Genomic DNA, 17,159 nt, shown 5'->3' with positions numbered 1-17,159 from the left:
CCTACGGGCACGAGTTCAGTGAGTCGGAGGTTTTTTCGTATGACCACTTCGTTGCAACCTGCTTACGCCCTGGTCCCGGGTGCAAACCTCGAGGCCTACGTGCACACGGTGAACAGCATTCCACTGCTGACCGCCGAGCAGGAGCGTGAACTGGCCGAGAGTCTCTACTATGAGCAGAACCTTGAGTCCGCTCGGCAAATGGTGCTTGCGCACCTGCGCTTCGTTGTACATATCGCCCGCAGCTACGCCGGCTACGGGCTGGCCCAGGCCGACCTGATCCAGGAAGGCAACGTAGGCCTGATGAAGGCGGTAAAACGCTTCAACCCGGAAATGGGCGTGCGTCTGGTGTCCTTCGCGGTGCACTGGATCAAGGCCGAGATCCACGAGTTCATCCTGCGCAACTGGCGCATCGTCAAGGTTGCGACCACCAAGGCCCAGCGCAAGCTGTTCTTCAACCTGCGCAGCCAGAAAAAACGTCTGGCCTGGCTGAACAACGACGAAGTTCATCGCGTCGCTGAGAGCCTGGGTGTGGAGCCGCGGGAAGTCCGCGAGATGGAAAGCCGCCTGACCGGCCAGGACATGGCCTTCGACCCGGCCTCCGAAGCCGACGACGACAGTGCTTTCCAGTCGCCGGCCAACTACCTGGAAGACCACCGCTACGACCCGGCTCGCCAACTGGAAGACGCCGATTGGAGCGACAGCTCGTCGAACAACCTGCACGAAGCTCTGCAGGGCCTGGACGAACGTAGCCGCGACATCCTCTACCAGCGCTGGCTGGCCGAGGAAAAGGCCACCTTGCATGACCTGGCGGCCAAGTACAGTGTCTCGGCGGAGCGCATTCGTCAGCTGGAGAAGAATGCGATGAACAAGGTGAAAGCCCTGATCGCCGCTTGATCGCTCCGGTAGCTGAAAACAGAAAACCCGACTCGCAAGGTCGGGTTTTTTATTGGCCGCAATTTATGGATTTGAGAACACTTGTGGGAGCGAGCTTGCTCGCGAAGGACCGCGACAGCGGTCCCAGATTGGTTTGTCCGGATTTGCGGCCGCTGCGCGCCCGTTCGCGAGCAAGCTCGCTCCCACAAGGATGTGGTTTATCTCGAAGTGTTCAACTGCTCCAGATAGCTATCCCCACCCAACTGGCTCATCTGCTGCCGAATCCACCCGGCCCGCCGCGCCACATAGCTGCTTGGCCGACTGGCACTCCAGTTCCTCGGATTGGGCAATACCGCCGCGAGCAGGCTGGCCTGTTGCCGGGTCAACCGGCTCGCATCCACGCCAAAGTGATGCCGCGCCGCCGCCTGGGCGCCGAACACGCCTTCATCCCACTCGGCACTGTTCAGGTAGACCTCGAGAATCCGCTCCTTCGACCACAGCAGCTCGATCAGCCCGGTAAACCACACCTCCAATCCCTTGCGCAGCCAGCTACGGCCGGACCAGAGAAACTGGTTCTTCGCCACCTGCTGGCTCAAGGTGCTGGCCCCGCGAATGGTTCCGCCCCGCTCGTTATGGGCCAGGGCGGCCTGGATGGCGGTGAAGTCGAAGCCCCAGTGGCTGGCGAACTTCTGGTCCTCGCCGGCAATCACCGCGACCTTGAGGTCATCGGAGATCTTCTCCCACGGCTCCCAGTCGCGCTGCAGGTCGATAGGCTCGCCGTCGATCCACGACTCGACCTTGCGCTCCACCATCAACGCCGTGCCCGGCGGTGGTACCCAGCGGAAGATCAGCACCAGCACGACGCTGCCAGCGGCGAACCAGAGCGCTGCACGAAACAGGCGGCGGAGAACGAGTGACAGCATGATGATGGCTTGGCCGCGGCGGATGAGCGGGCCATTATACAGACCCGTGTCTTTCAGGAGTTCTTCGCATGCTTCGCAGCTTTCTCTTGCTCGCGGCCTTCTTCGGCTTCACCGGCGTCGCCCTCGGCGCTTTTGCTGCCCATGGCCTGAAGGCCCGCCTCAGCGCCGAGTACCTGGCGATCTTCCACACCGGCGTCACCTACCAGTTGATCCACGCCCTGGCCCTGTTCGGCGTCGCCATCCTCAGCGTGCACCTGCCCGGCCGCCTGACCTCCTGGGCCGGCAGCCTGTTCGTCGTCGGCATCCTGCTGTTCTCCGGCAGCCTGTACATCCTCACCCTGAGCGGCATCGGCAAGCTCGGCATCATCACCCCGATCGGCGGCCTGGCATTCCTTGGCGGCTGGCTGTGCCTGGCCCTGGCGGCCTGGCGGATGGGCTGACTCGCGGGTCGAAAATCGTGACGAATGGTGTCGACCGGCCTTGGGTTCGGGCGCGGATCGGCGCTAGAATGCGGGCCCCTGAAAACAATGGCGGCCGTGCGCATGCGCATTCAACTGAACGGTGAACCTTACGAATTGCCCGACGGCGAGAGCGTCGCGGCCCTGCTGGGCCGGCTCGACCTGACCGGTCGCCGGGTGGCGGTCGAACTGAACCTGGACATCGTGCCGCGCAGCCAGCACGACAGCACCGCTCTCGCCGAGGGTGACCAGGTCGAGGTGGTCCACGCCATTGGCGGCGGCTAGAAAGCAGCCGTTGGCCACCCGCAAGTCCCTCCCCCCACAAGAGGATCAACGATGAGCAACGTTCGTAGCGACAAGCCCTTCACCCTGGCCGGCCGTACCTTCCAGTCGCGCCTGCTGGTCGGCACCGGCAAGTACCGTGACATGGAAGAAACCCGCCTGGCCATCGAGGCTTCGGGTGCCGAGATCGTCACCGTCGCCGTGCGCCGGACCAACATCGGCCAGAACCCGGGCGAGCCGAACCTGCTCGACGTACTGCCGCCAGACCGCTACACCATCCTGCCCAACACCGCCGGCTGCTATGACGCGGTCGAAGCCGTGCGCACCTGCCGCCTGGCCCGTGAGCTGCTGGATGGCCACAACCTGGTCAAGCTGGAAGTCCTGGCCGACCAGAAGACCCTGTTCCCCAACGTGATCGAGACCCTCAAGGCCGCCGAAGTGCTGGTCAAGGACGGTTTCGACGTGATGGTCTACACCAGCGACGACCCGATCATCGCCCGCCAGCTGGCCGAAGCCGGCTGCATCGCGGTCATGCCGCTGGCCGGCCTGATCGGCACCGGCCTGGGGATCTGCAACCCGTACAACCTGCAGATCATCCTCGAAGAAGCCAAGGTCCCGGTGCTGGTGGATGCCGGTGTCGGTACTGCCTCCGACGCCACCATCGCCATGGAGCTGGGTTGCGAAGCGGTGCTGATGAACTCGGCCATCGCCCACGCCCAGCAGCCGATCATGATGGCCGAAGCGATGAAGCACGCGATCATCGCCGGTCGCATGGCCTACCTCGCCGGGCGCATGCCGAAAAAACTCTATGCCAGCGCCTCGTCGCCGCTGGATGGCCTGATCAAGTAAGAGTCCCAGATGACCGAATCGCAAGAAACGCCTGTCAACGAAGAAGGCGAAGAGCGCCAGCACCGCCGCATCAAGAGTTTCGTGATGCGCGCCGGGCGCATGACCGAAGGCCAGCAACGCGGCCTGGAGCAGGGCGGCCCGCTGTACATCCTCAAGCTGGCCGACAGCCCGGTGGACTATGACCAGGTGTTCGGCCGCTCGGCACCGCGCACCCTGGAAATCGGTTTCGGCATGGGCCACTCGCTGCTGGAGATGGCCGCCGCTGCTCCGGAGCAGGACTTCATCGGTGTCGAAGTGCACCGTCCGGGCGTGGGTGCGCTGCTCAACGGCGTGCTGACCCAGGGCCTGAAGAACCTGCGGGTATATGACTGCGATGCCATCGAGGTGCTGAACAAGTGCGTCGCCGACGGCAGCCTGGACCGCCTGATGCTGTTCTTCCCCGATCCGTGGCACAAGAGCCGCCACCACAAGCGTCGTATCGTCCAGCCGGAGTTCGCCGAGCTGGTGCGACGCAAGCTGAAGGTGGGTGGCGTGTTCCATATGGCTACCGACTGGGAGCCCTATGCCGAGTACATGCTGGAAGTGATGAATGCTGCGCCGGGTTACCGCAACCAGGCGGCGGATGGCACCTATGTGCCGCGTCCTGAAGAGCGCCCGATCACCAAGTTCGAACGCCGCGGCGAGCGGCTGGGGCATGGGGTGTGGGATCTGAAGTACGAGAAGCTGGCTGATTGATCCGGCGATTCTGAGGGCCCTATCGCTGGCAATGCCAGCTCCCACAGGGACTGAGTCGAACACAGATCTTGTGGTCGGCAGAGAACCTTGTGGGAGCTGGCGTTGCCAGCGATAGGGCCCTCAAATCTTACCCCCGCCTATCAGCCACCACGCCGATCAACACCAGCACCACCAGCAGCACCGGGGCCAGCGCATAGTTGTTGAACTGGCTCAATCCCCTCACCACCCACGGGGTGGCATAGATCAGCGCAGCGCCGCTGCCGATCAGCACCAGCAGCGCCATGAACGGCACGCGCAGGGCGCCGGCCAGGTTGCCGAGGCGGCCCTCTACCCAGCTTTTGATATCCGTGCCGAACAGCACCAGCAGGCAGCCCACCAGCGCCAGCGAGATTTCCGAAAGGTTGCTGCGGCTCCAGCGGGAGATGGTCGAGAGCAGGTCGAGTACCAGGTCCATGCGCTTTCCTTAGGTCAAGAAGTACTGCAACAGGTCGTTGAGGAACAGCTGGCCCCGTGGTGTGGCGACCAGCCGCGTCGGTTCGACTTGCAAAAGCCCCTTTTGTTCGGCCTCGCGACGCGCCTCTTTCAGTTGCTCTATCGGCAGCCCGGTGCGGCGGCTGAATAGCGCCGCGTCGACACCTTCAGTCAGGCGCAGGGCGTTCATCAGGAACTCGAACGGCAGTTCGTCCACCGGCAGCAGCTTTTCTCCGGCCTTGAAGGCCTTGTCCGGGTTCAGGTAGTCCTTGGGCAGACGGGTCTTCCAGGTACGCAGGATGCGTCCGTCCGGGTGGCTGAGCTTGCCGTGGGCGCCGGCACCGATGCCGATGAAGTCACCGAAGCTCCAGTAATTCAGATTGTGTCGCGCCGACCGGCCCGGCTGGGCATAGGCGGAGATCTCGTACTGGCGATAACCGTGGCGGGCCATCAGCGCCTGTCCGGCCTCCTGGATATCCCAGAGGATGTCGTCCTCCGGCAGCTCCGGCGGCTGGTTCCAGAACACCGTGTTCGGCTCCAGGGTCAGCTGGTACCAGGACAGGTGGGTCGGGCCGAGATCGATGGCCTGTTGCAGGTCGCCCAGGGCTTCTTCCAGGGTCTGGTCCGGCAGGCCGTGCATCAGGTCGAGGTTGAAGTTGTCGAACCCGGCATTGCGCGCCATGTCCGCAGCACGAATCGCCTCGTCACCATTGTGGATACGGCCAAGCGCCTCCAGCTTGCTCTGCTGGAAGCTCTGGATGCCGATCGACAGGCGATTGATCCCCAACTGGCGGTAGGCCTTGAACTTCTCCTGCTCGAAGGTCCCGGGGTTGGCTTCCAGGGTGATCTCGATATCGCTGGCGAACGGGATGCGCTGCTCGACCCCGGCCAGCAGCCGGCCCAGGGCCCTGGCGCTGAACAGGCTCGGGGTACCGCCGCCGAAGAAGATCGTGCTGATCGGCCGGCCGTAGACTGCCGGCAGTTCCTGGTCGAGGTCGGCCAGCAGGGCGTCGACATAGGCCTCTTCAGGCAGGTTGGCGCTGGCGGTGTGGGAGTTGAAGTCGCAGTACGGGCATTTGCGCACGCACCACGGGATATGGATGTACAGCGCCAGGGGCGGTAGCTGCGGGAGTGCCGCCCGTGGTGCTTGAGTGGTGAAGCCTGCCTCGTCCATGTGCAGTGGCTGGGCCGGCGATTGTTCGGTCATGCCAGGCCCAGACGTTGACGCAGCAGGCTCATTGCACGGGCGCGGTGACTCAATTGGTTCTTGTCTGCCGGGGCCAGTTCGGCGCTCGAGCAGTTGGTTTCCGGTACCCAGAACAGCGGGTCGTAGCCGAAGCCGTGTTCGCCGCTGGCCTCGGTGAGGATGCGCCCGTGCCACAGGCCTTCGCAGAGGATCGGCAGAGGATCGTCGGCGTGCCGCACCAGGGCCAGTACGCAGACGAACTGGGCGCCGCGCTCGGCTTCCGGCACGTCCTTCAGCGCTTCGAGCAGCTTGGCGTTGTTCGCTGCATCACCCTTGCCGTCGGCATAGCGCGCGGAGTAGATGCCCGGCGCGCCGCCGAGGAAGTCCACGGCCAGGCCCGAGTCGTCGGCCAGCGCCGGCAGGCCGGAGATGCGTGCCGCATTACGCGCCTTGAGGATGGCGTTCTCGACGAACGACAGGCCGGTTTCTTCCGGCTCGACGCTGCTGAATTCACCGATGGAACGCAGTTGCACGGTGTCACCGAGCATGGCCTGCAGTTCCTTGAGTTTGCCGGCGTTGTGGCTGGCCAATACGAGTTGCTGGATATTCATCATTCGCCTGGGAATACGGTTTGAGTGAAGCTGAAGCTGTTATTGGTCTCGCCGGAGCCGACGCTGATCGCGAAGGTGCGGTTTTCTTCCTGTTCTACCGGGAACTGGGCCAGGTAGTACACGGCGCCCTGATCGGTGACCTGCTTGAACGACAGGTTGCTCTGCCGGCTGGTCAGGTCGGAAACGGTGCCGCTGACATTGGCCACGGCGGGTTTGCCGCCCTTGAGCACGGTGATGTTGATCACGCCCTGGTTCTTGCTGCGGACCAGCCCGGCGGCCTGGGCCGTGGCCGGCTGGACGAAGGTGGAGTTGAACACGCTGTAATGCACGGTGATGTCGCCGAACACTTCCTTGCGCTCCGGCTTGGCGGCATCGGCGGCCAGTGCCGGCACGGCCAGGCACAGGCTGAACAACAACAGGGCTAAGCGACGCATGATCCTATCCTCCGGGTTGACGATGGGTTACACCGCGACCTTGTGCTCCTGCAGGCCGGGGCTGCTGACGCGATAAATGCCGATTTCACCTAGAAGATTAGGCCACAGGCGCCCACCCCATCCGTTACGGTGACGATTGTCCACCGCCAGGCGGTTGAGCACCTGGGCGCGACGCTCGCTGCACAGCGCCTCGAAGTCCTCGAAGGTGCAGAAGTGGATGTTCGGCGTGTTGTACCAGGTATACGGCATGAAGTCGGAAACCGGCATGCGACCCTTGGTCGCCAGATACCATCGGCAGCGCCAGTGGCCGAAGTTGGGGAAGGTGATGATGCACTGGCGGCCTACCCGCAGCATCTCGTCGAGGATGCGGTCCGGGTACTCGACCGCCTGCAGGGCCTGGGTCATGACCACCACGTCGAAACTGTTGCTGGCGAAGTTGCCCAGGCCTTTGTCGAGGTCCTGCTCGATGACGTTGACGCCCTTGGCCACGCACTCGGCGATGTTGTCGGCGTCGATCTCCAGGCCATAGCCGGTGACCTGCTTGGTGTCGCGCAGCGAGGCCAGCAGTTCGCCGTTACCGCAGCCCAGGTCGAGGACGCGGCTGCCGGCGGGGATCCAGTCCTGGATGATTTCCAAATCGGCTCTCATGGGGTCCTCAGCAGGCAATGCGTTTCATGTAGTTGGTGAAGCCCTGGATGTAGCGCGGCGTCGGGATCAGGAAGGCGTCGTGGCCGTAGGGCGAGTCGATGTCCAGGTAGCAGACGTTCTTGCGTGCGGCGATCAGCGCGTCGACGATTTCCCGCGAGCGGGCCGGGGAGAAGCGCCAGTCGGTGGTGAACGACATCACGCAGTAGTCCGCCGTGACATGGGCCAGGCTCGCCGCCAGGTCGCCGCCGTGGCGGGCGGCCGGGTCGTAGTAGTCCAGCGCCTTGGTCATCAGCAGGTAGGTGTTGGCGTCGAAACGTCCGGAGAATTCTTCGCCCTGGTAGCGCAGGTAGCTTTCGACCTGGAACTCGACGCTGTGGAAGTCGTAGTTGAGCTTGTCGCTCTTCAGCTCGCGGCCGAATTTCTCGCCCATGGAGTCATCGGACAGGTAGGTGATATGCCCGACCATGCGCGCCAGCATCAGACCGCGCTTGGGGATCACGCCCTGGTCCTGGAACGAGCCGCCGTGGAATTCCGGGTCGGTGAGAATGGCCTGGCGGGCCACCTCGTTGAAGGCGATGTTCTGCGCCGACAGCTTGGGCGCCGAGGCGATGTCCACGCAGTGGCGCACCCGGTCCGGGTAGGTGATGGTCCATTGCAGCGCCTGCATGCCGCCGAGGCTGCCGCCGACCACGGCCGCCCACTGCTGGATGCCCAGGCGATCGGCCAGGCGTGCCTGGCTGTGCACCCAGTCTTCCACGGTCAGCACCGGGAAGTCGGCGCCGTAGGGCTTGCCGGTGGCCGGATTGACGCTGCTCGGGCCGGTGCTGCCGTTGCAGCCGCCGAGGTTGTTCAGGCTGACCACGAAGAAGCGGTTGGTATCGATTGGCTTGCCCGGGCCGATGCAGCTGTCCCACCAGCCCGGCTTGCGGTCTTCCGGCGTGTGATAGCCGGCGGCATGGTGGTGGCCGGACAGCGCGTGGCAGATCAGCACGGCGTTGCTGGCCGCGCTGTTGAGCGTGCCGTAGGTTTCGTAGATCAGTTCGTAGGCGGCCAGCGAACGGCCACAGGCGAGGGCCAGCGGTTCATCGAACCGGGCAATTTGCGGTGTAACCAGACCGACGGAATCTTCGGGAAGGACAGTGGACATCGACCCTGCTCACGCGTGAATGACGCGTCAGTCTAAAGAGGGCCATCCCCAGCGGCAAGCAAAGGCTCGCCGCCGGGGAAGAGGGGCTTCAGATCATCCGCCACAGCTCTGGAGGCATGCTGGCGTACTCGGCCAGCTTGGGCATCAGGAACGACTGGATCAGCTGGATCGCGATGAAAGCGAAGATCGGCGAGATGTCCATGCCGCCCAGGTTGGGCACGATGCGGCGGAAGGGTGCCAGCACCGGTTCGCTGATCTGCCAGGCCAGCTCGGCGGCCGGGTTGTGGCTGTTGGGCGCAACCCAGGAGACGATCACCATGATGATCATGGCGAACCAGAAGATCTTCAGGAACAGCGAGGTGACACCCAAGATCGCCCACAGCAGCAGGTGGAGGATGTCGCCGAAGGTGCCATAGATCAGCATCAGTACGAGGGCCATCAGCAACGCCTGGAGTACCACGGCCAGCAGCAGGGACGAGGTGTCGAGGCCGCCGATGCTCGGAACGATGCGGCGAATGGGTTTGAGCAGCGGCTGGGTGGCGCGCACCACGAACTGGCTCAGCGGGTTATAGAAGTCGGCACGGACCATCTGCAGGATGAACCGCATCAGGACCACCGCCAGGTACAGGCTGACCAGGGTTTGCACCACGAAGATCGCGGCGCCGGACAATCCACTCATTTGTTTCTCCTTAGTTGCCCAGTTGTTCGGCCATTTCCGCCGAGCGATGTGCCGCAGCACCCAGTGCCTTCTCGACCAGGGCTTCGAAGCCGTTAGCCTGGAAGGACTTGATCGCCGCTTCCGTGGTGCCGTTGGGCGAGGTCACGCGGCGGCGCAGCTCGGCGGCATCGACATCGCTGGACACGGCCATATGGGCGGCGCCGAGAGCGGTTTGCAGAGTCAGTTTCGAGGCGGTCTCGCGGGGCAGGCCGAGTTTCTCGCCGGCCGCGGTCATGGCTTCGATCAGCAGGAAGAAATACGCCGGGCCGCTGCCGGAGACGGCGGTAACCGCGTCCAGCTGGGCTTCGCTATCCAGCCACAGGGCGATGCCCACCGCCGACAGCAGTTGCTCGGCCTGCTGGCGCTGTTCGGCGCTGACTTCGCCGGTAGCGTACAGGCCGCTGACGCCCTGGCGCAGGAGTGCCGGGGTATTGGGCATGCAACGTACGATCGGCTGGGCGCCGAGCCAGTTGTTCATGCTCGCGCAGGTGATGCCGGCGGCGATCGAGACCACCAGCTGGCCCGGTTTCAGGCTCGGCTTGAGGGCTTCGCAGACGGCTTTCATTGCCTGCGGCTTGACCGACAGCACCACCACGTCGGCGCCTTCGATGGCGTCGGCATTGTTTTCGAACATGGCGATGCCGTACTCGGCGTGGATCTTCGCCCGTTGCTCGGCGCCCGGGTCGCTGGCGCGGATCTGCGCGGCTTCCAGGCCCTGGGCGCGCAGGCCGCCGATCAGGCTGGCGGCCATGTTGCCGGCGCCGATAAAGGCAATACGAGTCTTGCTCATGTCAGGTCCTTGATAGAAGAAGAGGAAAGAAGCATGGATCAGGCCTGGCCGTAGTCGCGGGCGCCGAACAGCGCGGTGCCGATGCGGACCCAGGTCGCGCCCTGAGCGATGGCGCTTTCCAGGTCATGGCTCATGCCCATGGACAGGGTGTCGAGGCCGAGTCCCAGGCTGTCCTGCAGCTCGCGCACGCGGGCGAAGGCGGCATCCTGGGCAGCGCGGTCGTCAGTCGGCTCGGGAATCGCCATCAGGCCACGCAGGCGCACGTTTGGCAGTGCGGCAATGGCCTGGGCCAGGGCCGGCAGTTCTTCTGCGGTGCAGCCGGACTTGCTGGCCTCGCCGCTGACGTTGACCTGCAGGCACAGGTTCAGCGGCGCCAGGTGCGCCGGGCGCTGTTCCGAGAGGCGTTGTGCGATTTTCAGTCGGTCCACCGAATGTACCCAGTCGAAGTGCTCGGCAATGGCGCGAGTCTTGTTCGACTGAATGGGGCCGATGAAGTGCCAGGTCAAGGGCAGGTCGGTCAATTCGGCCTGTTTGCCCAGGGCTTCCTGGAGATAGTTCTCGCCGACATCGCGGACTCCGGCAGCGAAGGCTTCGCGCACGGCGTCGGCGGGCTTGGTCTTGCTCACGGCGAGCAGCTGGATATCCGCCGGGTTACGGCCGGCTGCGGTGGCGGCGGCCTGGATGCGGGCGGCGAGGGTGGAAAGGTTGTCGGCAATGGTGGACATGGAATGAATGCCAGCAGCTTTTGGGTCCGGGGCATTCTACCCGCTTGGCGGGGTTTGGGGAGGTATGGCGTCAGGCCGGGTGGCAAGGTGCTACAGACGGCCTCATCGCTGGCAATGCCAGCTCCCACAGGGTTCGGCGGTGTACTCGATACCTGTGGGAGCCGGCGTTGCCGGCGATGGCGTCGGTCCAGACGATAGAAGCTTCGGGGGATCAGCGCTTGGCCAGGCGCAACTGCTGTTGCTGTTGCGGCAACACCCGCTTGGCCACCACGTAGTGCTTCTGCCAGTACGGCTTGTTCAGCGTATCGATGGTCACGTTCTTGCCCGTGCGCGGGGCATGGATGAAGCGATCGTTGCCGAGGTAGATAGCCACATGGTTGACCCGGCGGCTGCGGATATTGAAGAACAGCAGGTCACCCGGCTTGAGGTCGCTGCGGGCGACCTTGACCCCATGGTCGCCGTTGGCCATGGCGTTGGAGGTGCGCGGCAGGTCGACATCGTCGATGTCGTTGAAGGCGTACTTCACCAGCCCGCTGCAGTCGAAGCCCTTGCCCGGCGTGCTGCCGCCCCAGCGATAGGGCGTGCCCAACTGGTTGACGGCGCGGCTGAGCACGTTGCTGCTCTGGCTCGCCGGCATCTGTGCGACGGCCTGCTTTGCAGCGGCATTGGTGACCCGGCGGGAAGCATGGAGCTTGCCGGAGCTACTCTTGTTCGAGCGGACTGCGGTGGCGTTGGCGGTGTATCCAACATAACCGTTGGGAAGACGTTGCTCACGATTGGTGGCGTGGGCGGCCAGGGGTATCAATAGGCAAATAGTCAGCCATGTCTTGAAAAAAGAATGCATTAGGCAAGGCTCTTATGGGTGTTGGCGCGCAACTTTATAACAGCTTTCTGGTCAATTTCTGATCCGCTGGTCGTCTCGGAACTGTCATACGTCGGTAAGTTCCAAAAAAGTCACATCGTTTTTAGATATTTTTTTCCTAACCCGTCGAGGCTATGAATGAACGGTTATCAAAATGCAGGACGCCCCGATACCCACAGCAAGGTCATTGGCTACCTGCTGTGGATCTTCGGTTTTCTCGGGGCGCATCGCTTCTACTACGGCAAGCCTGTCACCGGCACCATCTGGTTCTTTACCCTGGGATTGCTGGGCATCGGCTGGATCATCGACCTGTTCCTGATCCCGGCCATGGACCGTGAAGCCGACCTGCGTTTTCACGATGGTCCGATCAATTACAGCGTCACCTGGCTGCTGCTGACCTTCCTCGGTGTGTTCGGGGTACACCGGATGTTCATGGGCAAGTGGATCACCGGCGTGATCTACCTGTTCACCGGCGGTCTGTTCGTGGTCGGAGTGCTGTACGACTTCTGGACGCTGAACACGCAGATCTCGATGAAGAACGCGCAAGAGCGCTACTGAAGCAAAAAGGCCCTGATTCTCATCAGGGCCTTTTCATTTGCGGCGGGGGTTACTGACGGGTCTGGCGTTGCTGCAACAGCAGGTTGTTGAAACCGCTGCCAGCCAGTTGCTTCTGCGCCACGGTCAGCTGTTCGCGGTTGCTGAACGGACCGACCAGCACCCGGTACCAGGTCTCTTCCTTCACCGTACCGGACTCCACCTGCACCGACTGACCGAGCAGGATGATCTGTGCCCGGACCTTGTCCGCATCCGCCTGTTTGCGGAACGAGCCGGCCTGCAGATAGAACTGCGTGGTGGCGGCCGGCTTGATCACTGGTGGCGCGGGTGGCGGGACTTCGCCGTTGAGCGCGGCCTGGGCACGGGCGGTGTCGATCTTCGCCGCTTCTGCCGGGGTCACCGGAGGCTGCGCCGGTACCGGCGGGGTTTTCTCCGGTACGGCTTCCGGCGGCACGATCACCTCCGATTCCGGTAGCAGGGTGTAGAAGTCGTATTTCGGCTTCACCGGTTGCTGCGGGCTGGGCGGCGTCTTGTTTGCCTCGGCGATCTTCTCGGCCTTCTGCTGCTCCGGTTTTTCCCGTTTCACGTCCTCGCGACCCGGTTCCAGCTTCATCAGAAAGACGATGAAGGCACCGATGGTGAGGCCGGCCGCCAGCCACATCCAGCCCGGAATCGGCGCCTTGGCCGCGGGCTGGTTGCGGCTGGCGCCGCGCTTGGGAGCAGGTTTTTTCTTGGCAGCCAACTTACATGCGCTCCAGGGTTTCCAGGCCCAGCAGTTCCAGGCCCTGTTTCAGGGTGCGGCCGGTCAGGGCAGCCAGGCGCAGGCGGCTTTGCTGTTGTTCCGGGGTGTCCGCGGCGAGGATCGGGCAGTTTTCGTAGAAGCTGGAGAACAGGCCGGCAACGTCGTACAGGTAGCTGCACAGGATGTGCGGGGTGCCTTTTTCGGCGACGTTGTTGAGGATCTCGGCGAACTGCGCCAGGCGCGCGGCCAGGTCCTGTTCCTGCTGGGCTTGCAGGACGATCTGGCCGTCGACTTCGCTGAAGTCCTTGCCCAGCTTGCGGAACACGCCGGCAACGCGGGTGTAGGCGTAGAGCAGGTAAGGCGCGGTGTTGCCTTCGAAGTTGAGCATCAGGTCGAAGTTGAAGCTGTAGTCGCTGGTGCGGTGCTTGGACAGGTCGGCGTATTTCACCGCGCCGATGCCCACCACCTTGGCGATGGCGCGCAGGTCGTCTTCCGGCAGCTCCGGGTTCTTTTCTTTCACCAGCGTATAGGCGCGTTCCTTGGCTTCGGTCAGCAGGTCGATCAGCTTCACGGTGCCGCCATCGCGGGTCTTGAACGGACGGCCGTCGGCGCCGTTCATGGTGCCGAAGCCCATGTGCTCGGTCTGCATCGGGTGAGTGATGAAGCCGGCACGACGGGCTACCTCGAACACTTGCTGGAAGTGCAGGGCCTGGCGCTGGTCGACGAAGTACAGGGCGCGGTCGGCATGCAGCACGTTGCTGCGGTAGCGCACGGCAGCCAGGTCGGTGGTGGCGTAGAGATAGCCGCCATCGGCCTTCTGTACGATCACCGGCAGCGGCTCGCCGTCGGCGGTCTTGAATTCTTCGAGGAACACGCACTGGGCGCCGTTGCTCTCGACCAGCAGGCCCTTGGCCTTGAGGTCGCTGACCACGTTGGCCAGGTCGTCGTTGTAGGCGCTCTCGCCCATGACGTCGGCCATGGTCAGCTTGACGTTGAGCAGTTCGTAGGTCTTCTGGCAGTGCGACAGCGAGATGTCCTTGAAGCGGGTCCACAGGGTCATGCACTCGGCATCGCCGGCCTGCAGCTTGACCACCAGGCCGCGGGCGCGGTCGGCGAACTCGGTGGATTCGTCGAAGCGCTTCTTCGCCGCGCGGTAGAAGTTCTCCAGGTCGGACAGCTCGTCGCTGGTGATCGGGTTCTCTTCCAGGTAGGCCAGCAGCATGCCGAACTGGGTGCCCCAGTCGCCGACGTGGTTCTGTCGGATCACTTCGTCGCCGAGGAACTCCAGGACCCGCGCCACGGCGTCACCGATGATGGTCGAGCGCAGGTGGCCGACGTGCATTTCCTTGGCCAGGTTCGGCGCGGACAGGTCGATGACCACCTTCTGCGCGGCACCGGCCTTGTGCACGCCGAGCTTGGCGTCGGCCAGGGCGGCATCCAGGCGCGAGGCCAGGGCCTGGGTGTTCTGGAAGAAGTTGAGGAAGCCCGGGCCGGCGATCTCGACCTTGCTCACCTGCGGGTCGGCCGGCAGTGCGGCGATGATCTTCTCGGCCAGGTCGCGTGGCTTCAGGCCAGCCGGCTTGGCCAGCATCATGGCGATGTTGCTGGCGAAATCGCCGTGGGTCTTGTCCCGGGCGTTCTCCACCTGGATCGCCGGCGCCAGCCCTTCAGGCAGCACACCGTCGGCGGTGAGTTGGGTCAGGGCTTGCTGGATGAGCTGGCGAATGGTGTCTTTCATGGGATTCTCTTTCGACCGCAAGCGCGGTGGCGCTTCGAGGCGCAGGTGGAAAAACTGGGCATTATCCGTTGCCGGGCGCGGGTTGCCAACCTTTTGGGGCCGGGGTCAGTACAGGTCCACCGGGTCCACATCGAGGGACCAGCGCACCTGGCGACCGCTGGGCAGCCCCTCCAACACTAGCAGCCACGCGGCGATCAGCCGGTGCAGCGGCGCACGCGCATTGGCCTGCAAGAGCAGTTGGGCGCGGAAGCGTCCGGCGCGGCGTTCCATCGGTGCCGGTACCGGGCCGAGCAATTCGATGCCATGCAGACCCTGTTCGGCGAGCAATCGTTCGGCGGCCGAGCAGGCTTCGTCGAGAAAACTTTCCGCCTGGCCCGGCTTGTGCGCCTCGGCGCGCAGCAGGGCGAGGTGGGCGAAGGGCGGCAGGCCGGCGGCGCGGCGCTCGCTCAGGGCCTGCTCGGCGAAGGCGAAGTAACCCTGTTCGGTGAGCTGCACCAATAAAGGATGGTCGGCCAGGTGGGTCTGGATGATCACCTTGCCTGGCTCCTCGGCGCGTCCGGCGCGGCCGGCAACCTGGACGATCAGTTGGGCCATGCGTTCGCTGGCGCGGAAGTCGCCGGAGAACAGCCCGCCATCGGCATCGAGGATGGCCACCAGGGTCACCCGCGGGAAATGGTGGCCCTTGGCGAGCATCTGCGTGCCTACCAGAATGCACGGTTGGCCGCGCTGGATGGTGGCGAACAACTGGTTCATCGCGTCCTTGCGCGAGGTGCTGTCGCGGTCCACGCGCAGCACCGGATAGTCCGGGAACAGGATGCTCAGGCGCTCCTCGGCGCGCTCGGTGCCGGCGCCGACCGGGCGCAGGTCGACATGGTTGCACTGCGGGCACTGGCGCGGCGTGCGTTCGTCATAGCCGCAGTGATGGCAGCGCAGCTCGCCAGAGCGCTGGTGCACGGTCATCCGCGCGTCGCAGCGCGGGCATTCGGACAGCCAGCCGCAATCGTGGCAGAGCAGGGTGGGGGCGAAGCCGCGGCGGTTGAGGAATACCAGTACCTGCTGACCGGCGGCGAGGGTCTGGCCGATGGCCTGTTGCATCGGGCCGCTGATACCGCTGTCCAGGGGCCGACTTTTCACGTCCAGGCGCAGGAAGCGCGGGGCTTGGGCGCCACCGGCGCGGTGATTGAGGCGCAGCAGGCCATAGCGGCCGGAATGGGCGTTGTGCAGGCTTTCCAGGGAGGGTGTCGCCGAGCCCAGCAGAATCGGGATGTTCTCTTGCCGCGCGCGCACCAGGGCCAGGTCGCGAGCGTGATAGCGCAAGCCTTCCTGCTGTTTATAGGAGCCGTCGTGTTCCTCGTCGATGATGATCAGGCCCGGGTTCTTCATCGGCGTGAACAGCGCCGAACGGGTGCCGATGATGATATCGGCCTCGCCATCGCGGGCAGCGAGCCAGGCGTCGAGGCGCTCGCGATCGTTGACTGCGGAATGCAGCAAGGCGATGCGCGCATTGAAGCGCTGCTCGAAGCGAGCCAGGGTCTGCGGGCCGAGATTGATCTCCGGGATCAGGATCAGCGCCTGCTTGCCGGCTTCGAGGGTTTCGCGGATCAGTTGCAGGTAGACCTCGGTCTTGCCGCTGCCGGTGACCCCGGCCAGCAGAAAGGCATGGAACGCACCAAAACCGGCGCGCACGGCATGGAAGGCAGCGCGCTGTTCATCGTTGAGTGGCAGTTCTGGTTGCGCCAGCCAGTGTTCGTGGCGCGCTTGCGGGGCGTGGCGGCGGACCTCCACCTGCACCAGCTCCTTGGCCAGCAGCAGGTCGAGGCTGTCTTTGCTCAAGCCGAGCTTGCCGAGCAGGCCGTGGGCCACGCCATGGGGATGCTGGGCCAGGGTGGCCAGGGCTTCGCGCTGGCGCGGTGCGCGGGCGATGCGTGGGTCGTCGAAGCGCGCGTTCGGCGCAATCTGCCAGAAGCGCTCCTGGCGCGCTTCGGCCGGTTCGCCCTGGCGCAGCAGCACCGGCAGCGCCCAGCTCAGGGTGTCGCCGAGGCTGTGCTGGTAGTACTGGGCCGTCCACAGGCACAGCTTGAACAGCGCCGCCGGCAGTGGCGACACCGGGTCGAGCAGGGCGATCGCCGGCTTCAGCTTGTCCGCCGGGACTTCACTGTGTTCGGCCACCTCCACGAGGATGCCGATCATCTCCCGACGGCCGAATGGCACGCGCACGCGCATGCCCGGTGTCAGCGCCTGGCGGGCCATGCTCGCGGTGGCCCTGTAGTCGAACAGCCGGCGCAGGGGCGAAGGCAGGGCAAGGCGAAGGATGACGTCGGACACGCGCAGTTTTCTCTGTAGGGATGATTCCAGGTGCCGGCGAGCCTAGCAGACGACGGTCGGTGCGAGCGACAACTTGCGTTGATGCTC

The 17,159-nt window shown here is 64.4% G+C and carries 20 protein-coding genes; 6 read left to right on the top strand and 14 right to left on the bottom strand.

Annotated features, from left to right (window positions below; all coding sequences use genetic code 11):
- Positions 1 to 39 precede the first annotated feature (39 nt).
- Positions 40 to 894, top strand: a complete 855-nt coding sequence (gene rpoH / locus ACODSK_RS10015; protein ID WP_009396783.1) for an RNA polymerase sigma factor RpoH — start codon at positions 40 to 42, stop codon at positions 892 to 894.
- 197 nt (positions 895 to 1,091) lie between these two features.
- Here rpoH and mtgA read toward each other — a convergent pair whose 3' ends face one another.
- A complete protein-coding gene (gene mtgA / locus ACODSK_RS10010) occupies positions 1,092 to 1,796 on the bottom strand; it encodes a monofunctional biosynthetic peptidoglycan transglycosylase (protein WP_489015763.1) in 705 nt (234 codons plus the stop codon).
- Between the two features lie 68 nt (positions 1,797 to 1,864).
- Here mtgA and ACODSK_RS10005 point away from each other — a divergent pair, with 68 nt between their 5' ends.
- The 4 genes from ACODSK_RS10005 (at position 1,865) to trmB (ending at position 4,120) form a co-directional block, all read left to right on the top strand.
- The gene (locus ACODSK_RS10005) at positions 1,865 to 2,236 is read left to right on the top strand and encodes a DUF423 domain-containing protein (RefSeq protein ID WP_489015761.1); all 372 of its coding nucleotides are present in this window, start codon (positions 1,865 to 1,867) and stop codon (positions 2,234 to 2,236) included.
- Positions 2,237 to 2,338: 102 nt separating this feature from the next.
- A complete protein-coding gene (thiS, locus tag ACODSK_RS10000) occupies positions 2,339 to 2,539 on the top strand; it encodes a sulfur carrier protein ThiS (RefSeq protein ID WP_489015760.1) in 201 nt (66 codons plus the stop codon).
- Positions 2,540 to 2,590: 51 nt separating this feature from the next.
- The gene (locus ACODSK_RS09995; protein WP_075805203.1) at positions 2,591 to 3,385 is read left to right on the top strand and encodes a thiazole synthase; all 795 of its coding nucleotides are present in this window, start codon (positions 2,591 to 2,593) and stop codon (positions 3,383 to 3,385) included.
- Between the two features lie 9 nt (positions 3,386 to 3,394).
- Positions 3,395 to 4,120 carry a tRNA (guanosine(46)-N7)-methyltransferase TrmB gene (gene trmB / locus ACODSK_RS09990; protein WP_489015759.1) on the top strand — a complete coding sequence of 242 codons (726 nt, stop codon included), beginning with the start codon at positions 3,395 to 3,397 and terminating at the stop codon, positions 4,118 to 4,120.
- A 127-nt stretch (positions 4,121 to 4,247) separates the two neighbouring features.
- Here the strand turns inward: trmB and ACODSK_RS09985 are convergent, their stop codons facing one another.
- The 10 genes from ACODSK_RS09985 to ACODSK_RS09940 form a co-directional block, all read right to left on the bottom strand.
- A complete protein-coding gene (locus ACODSK_RS09985; RefSeq protein WP_009396795.1) occupies positions 4,248 to 4,574 on the bottom strand; it encodes a DUF3392 family protein in 327 nt (108 codons plus the stop codon).
- Positions 4,575 to 4,583: 9 nt separating this feature from the next.
- Positions 4,584 to 5,798 (bottom strand): radical SAM family heme chaperone HemW, encoded by a 1,215-nt coding sequence (gene hemW, locus ACODSK_RS09980; protein WP_489015757.1) that lies wholly within the window; start codon positions 5,796 to 5,798, stop codon positions 4,584 to 4,586.
- Positions 5,795 to 6,391, bottom strand: coding sequence for an RdgB/HAM1 family non-canonical purine NTP pyrophosphatase (gene rdgB, locus ACODSK_RS09975; protein ID WP_489015755.1), 597 nt, complete (start codon positions 6,389 to 6,391; stop codon positions 5,795 to 5,797). Before rdgB ends, hemW begins: the two co-directional genes overlap by 4 nt.
- Positions 6,388 to 6,822: a DUF4426 domain-containing protein gene (locus ACODSK_RS09970; protein WP_489015753.1), complete on the bottom strand. Its 435-nt coding sequence runs from the start codon at positions 6,820 to 6,822 to the stop codon at positions 6,388 to 6,390. Before ACODSK_RS09970 ends, rdgB begins: the two co-directional genes overlap by 4 nt.
- 27 nt (positions 6,823 to 6,849) lie before the next feature.
- Positions 6,850 to 7,470, bottom strand: coding sequence for a methionine biosynthesis protein MetW (metW, locus tag ACODSK_RS09965; RefSeq protein ID WP_075802163.1), 621 nt, complete (start codon positions 7,468 to 7,470; stop codon positions 6,850 to 6,852).
- 7 nt (positions 7,471 to 7,477) lie between these two features.
- Complete coding sequence (gene metX / locus ACODSK_RS09960) at positions 7,478 to 8,617, bottom strand: homoserine O-succinyltransferase MetX (protein WP_489015752.1); 1,140 nt, start codon at positions 8,615 to 8,617, stop codon at positions 7,478 to 7,480.
- Positions 8,618 to 8,705: 88 nt separating this feature from the next.
- Positions 8,706 to 9,296 (bottom strand): YggT family protein, encoded by a 591-nt coding sequence (locus tag ACODSK_RS09955; RefSeq protein ID WP_489015750.1) that lies wholly within the window; start codon positions 9,294 to 9,296, stop codon positions 8,706 to 8,708.
- Between the two features lie 10 nt (positions 9,297 to 9,306).
- Positions 9,307 to 10,125, bottom strand: a complete 819-nt coding sequence (gene proC, locus ACODSK_RS09950) for a pyrroline-5-carboxylate reductase (protein WP_489015748.1) — start codon at positions 10,123 to 10,125, stop codon at positions 9,307 to 9,309.
- Between the two features lie 38 nt (positions 10,126 to 10,163).
- The gene (locus tag ACODSK_RS09945; RefSeq protein WP_489015746.1) at positions 10,164 to 10,850 is read right to left on the bottom strand and encodes a YggS family pyridoxal phosphate-dependent enzyme; all 687 of its coding nucleotides are present in this window, start codon (positions 10,848 to 10,850) and stop codon (positions 10,164 to 10,166) included.
- Between the two features lie 211 nt (positions 10,851 to 11,061).
- Positions 11,062 to 11,694: a C40 family peptidase gene (locus tag ACODSK_RS09940; protein ID WP_489015744.1), complete on the bottom strand. Its 633-nt coding sequence runs from the start codon at positions 11,692 to 11,694 to the stop codon at positions 11,062 to 11,064.
- A 156-nt stretch (positions 11,695 to 11,850) separates the two neighbouring features.
- Between ACODSK_RS09940 and ACODSK_RS09935 the strand changes: the two genes are divergently transcribed.
- Positions 11,851 to 12,270: an NINE protein gene (locus tag ACODSK_RS09935; protein WP_489015743.1), complete on the top strand. Its 420-nt coding sequence runs from the start codon at positions 11,851 to 11,853 to the stop codon at positions 12,268 to 12,270.
- Between the two features lie 49 nt (positions 12,271 to 12,319).
- Here ACODSK_RS09935 and ACODSK_RS09930 read toward each other — a convergent pair whose 3' ends face one another.
- The 3 genes from ACODSK_RS09930 to ACODSK_RS09920 all read right to left on the bottom strand — a co-directional run bounded on the left by ACODSK_RS09930 (position 12,320) and on the right by ACODSK_RS09920 (position 17,072).
- Complete coding sequence (locus tag ACODSK_RS09930) at positions 12,320 to 13,009, bottom strand: SPOR domain-containing protein (protein WP_489015742.1); 690 nt, start codon at positions 13,007 to 13,009, stop codon at positions 12,320 to 12,322.
- Between the two features lies 1 nt (position 13,010).
- Positions 13,011 to 14,747, bottom strand: coding sequence for an arginine--tRNA ligase (gene argS, locus ACODSK_RS09925; RefSeq protein WP_489015740.1), 1,737 nt, complete (start codon positions 14,745 to 14,747; stop codon positions 13,011 to 13,013).
- A 105-nt stretch (positions 14,748 to 14,852) separates the two neighbouring features.
- Positions 14,853 to 17,072 carry a primosomal protein N' gene (locus tag ACODSK_RS09920; RefSeq protein WP_489015738.1) on the bottom strand — a complete coding sequence of 740 codons (2,220 nt, stop codon included), beginning with the start codon at positions 17,070 to 17,072 and terminating at the stop codon, positions 14,853 to 14,855.
- Positions 17,073 to 17,159 lie beyond the last annotated feature (87 nt).

It is taken from the genome of Pseudomonas sp. FG98 (assembly GCF_057808595.1).
Note: the sequence above shows the minus strand (reverse complement) of the source record. Positions and strands in the feature narration are given on the sequence as shown.

Excerpts from the sequence above, each read along its gene's own strand:
- rpoH (WP_009396783.1), top strand. The coding sequence starts at position 40 with ATGACCACTTCGTTGCAACCTGCTTACGCCCTGGTCCCGGGTGCAAAC.
- mtgA (WP_489015763.1), bottom strand. The coding sequence starts at position 1,796 with ATGCTGTCACTCGTTCTCCGCCGCCTGTTTCGTGCAGCGCTCTGGTTC.
- ACODSK_RS10005 (WP_489015761.1), top strand. The coding sequence starts at position 1,865 with ATGCTTCGCAGCTTTCTCTTGCTCGCGGCCTTCTTCGGCTTCACCGGC.
- thiS (WP_489015760.1), top strand. The coding sequence starts at position 2,339 with ATGCGCATTCAACTGAACGGTGAACCTTACGAATTGCCCGACGGCGAG.
- ACODSK_RS09995 (WP_075805203.1), top strand. The coding sequence starts at position 2,591 with ATGAGCAACGTTCGTAGCGACAAGCCCTTCACCCTGGCCGGCCGTACC.
- trmB (WP_489015759.1), top strand. The coding sequence starts at position 3,395 with ATGACCGAATCGCAAGAAACGCCTGTCAACGAAGAAGGCGAAGAGCGC.
- ACODSK_RS09985 (WP_009396795.1), bottom strand. The coding sequence starts at position 4,574 with ATGGACCTGGTACTCGACCTGCTCTCGACCATCTCCCGCTGGAGCCGC.
- hemW (WP_489015757.1), bottom strand. The coding sequence starts at position 5,798 with ATGACCGAACAATCGCCGGCCCAGCCACTGCACATGGACGAGGCAGGC.
- rdgB (WP_489015755.1), bottom strand. The coding sequence starts at position 6,391 with ATGATGAATATCCAGCAACTCGTATTGGCCAGCCACAACGCCGGCAAA.
- ACODSK_RS09970 (WP_489015753.1), bottom strand. The coding sequence starts at position 6,822 with ATGCGTCGCTTAGCCCTGTTGTTGTTCAGCCTGTGCCTGGCCGTGCCG.
- metW (WP_075802163.1), bottom strand. The coding sequence starts at position 7,470 with ATGAGAGCCGATTTGGAAATCATCCAGGACTGGATCCCCGCCGGCAGC.
- metX (WP_489015752.1), bottom strand. The coding sequence starts at position 8,617 with ATGTCCACTGTCCTTCCCGAAGATTCCGTCGGTCTGGTTACACCGCAA.
- ACODSK_RS09955 (WP_489015750.1), bottom strand. The coding sequence starts at position 9,296 with ATGAGTGGATTGTCCGGCGCCGCGATCTTCGTGGTGCAAACCCTGGTC.
- proC (WP_489015748.1), bottom strand. The coding sequence starts at position 10,125 with ATGAGCAAGACTCGTATTGCCTTTATCGGCGCCGGCAACATGGCCGCC.
- ACODSK_RS09945 (WP_489015746.1), bottom strand. The coding sequence starts at position 10,850 with ATGTCCACCATTGCCGACAACCTTTCCACCCTCGCCGCCCGCATCCAG.
- ACODSK_RS09940 (WP_489015744.1), bottom strand. The coding sequence starts at position 11,694 with ATGCATTCTTTTTTCAAGACATGGCTGACTATTTGCCTATTGATACCC.
- ACODSK_RS09935 (WP_489015743.1), top strand. The coding sequence starts at position 11,851 with ATGAACGGTTATCAAAATGCAGGACGCCCCGATACCCACAGCAAGGTC.
- argS (WP_489015740.1), bottom strand. The coding sequence starts at position 14,747 with ATGAAAGACACCATTCGCCAGCTCATCCAGCAAGCCCTGACCCAACTC.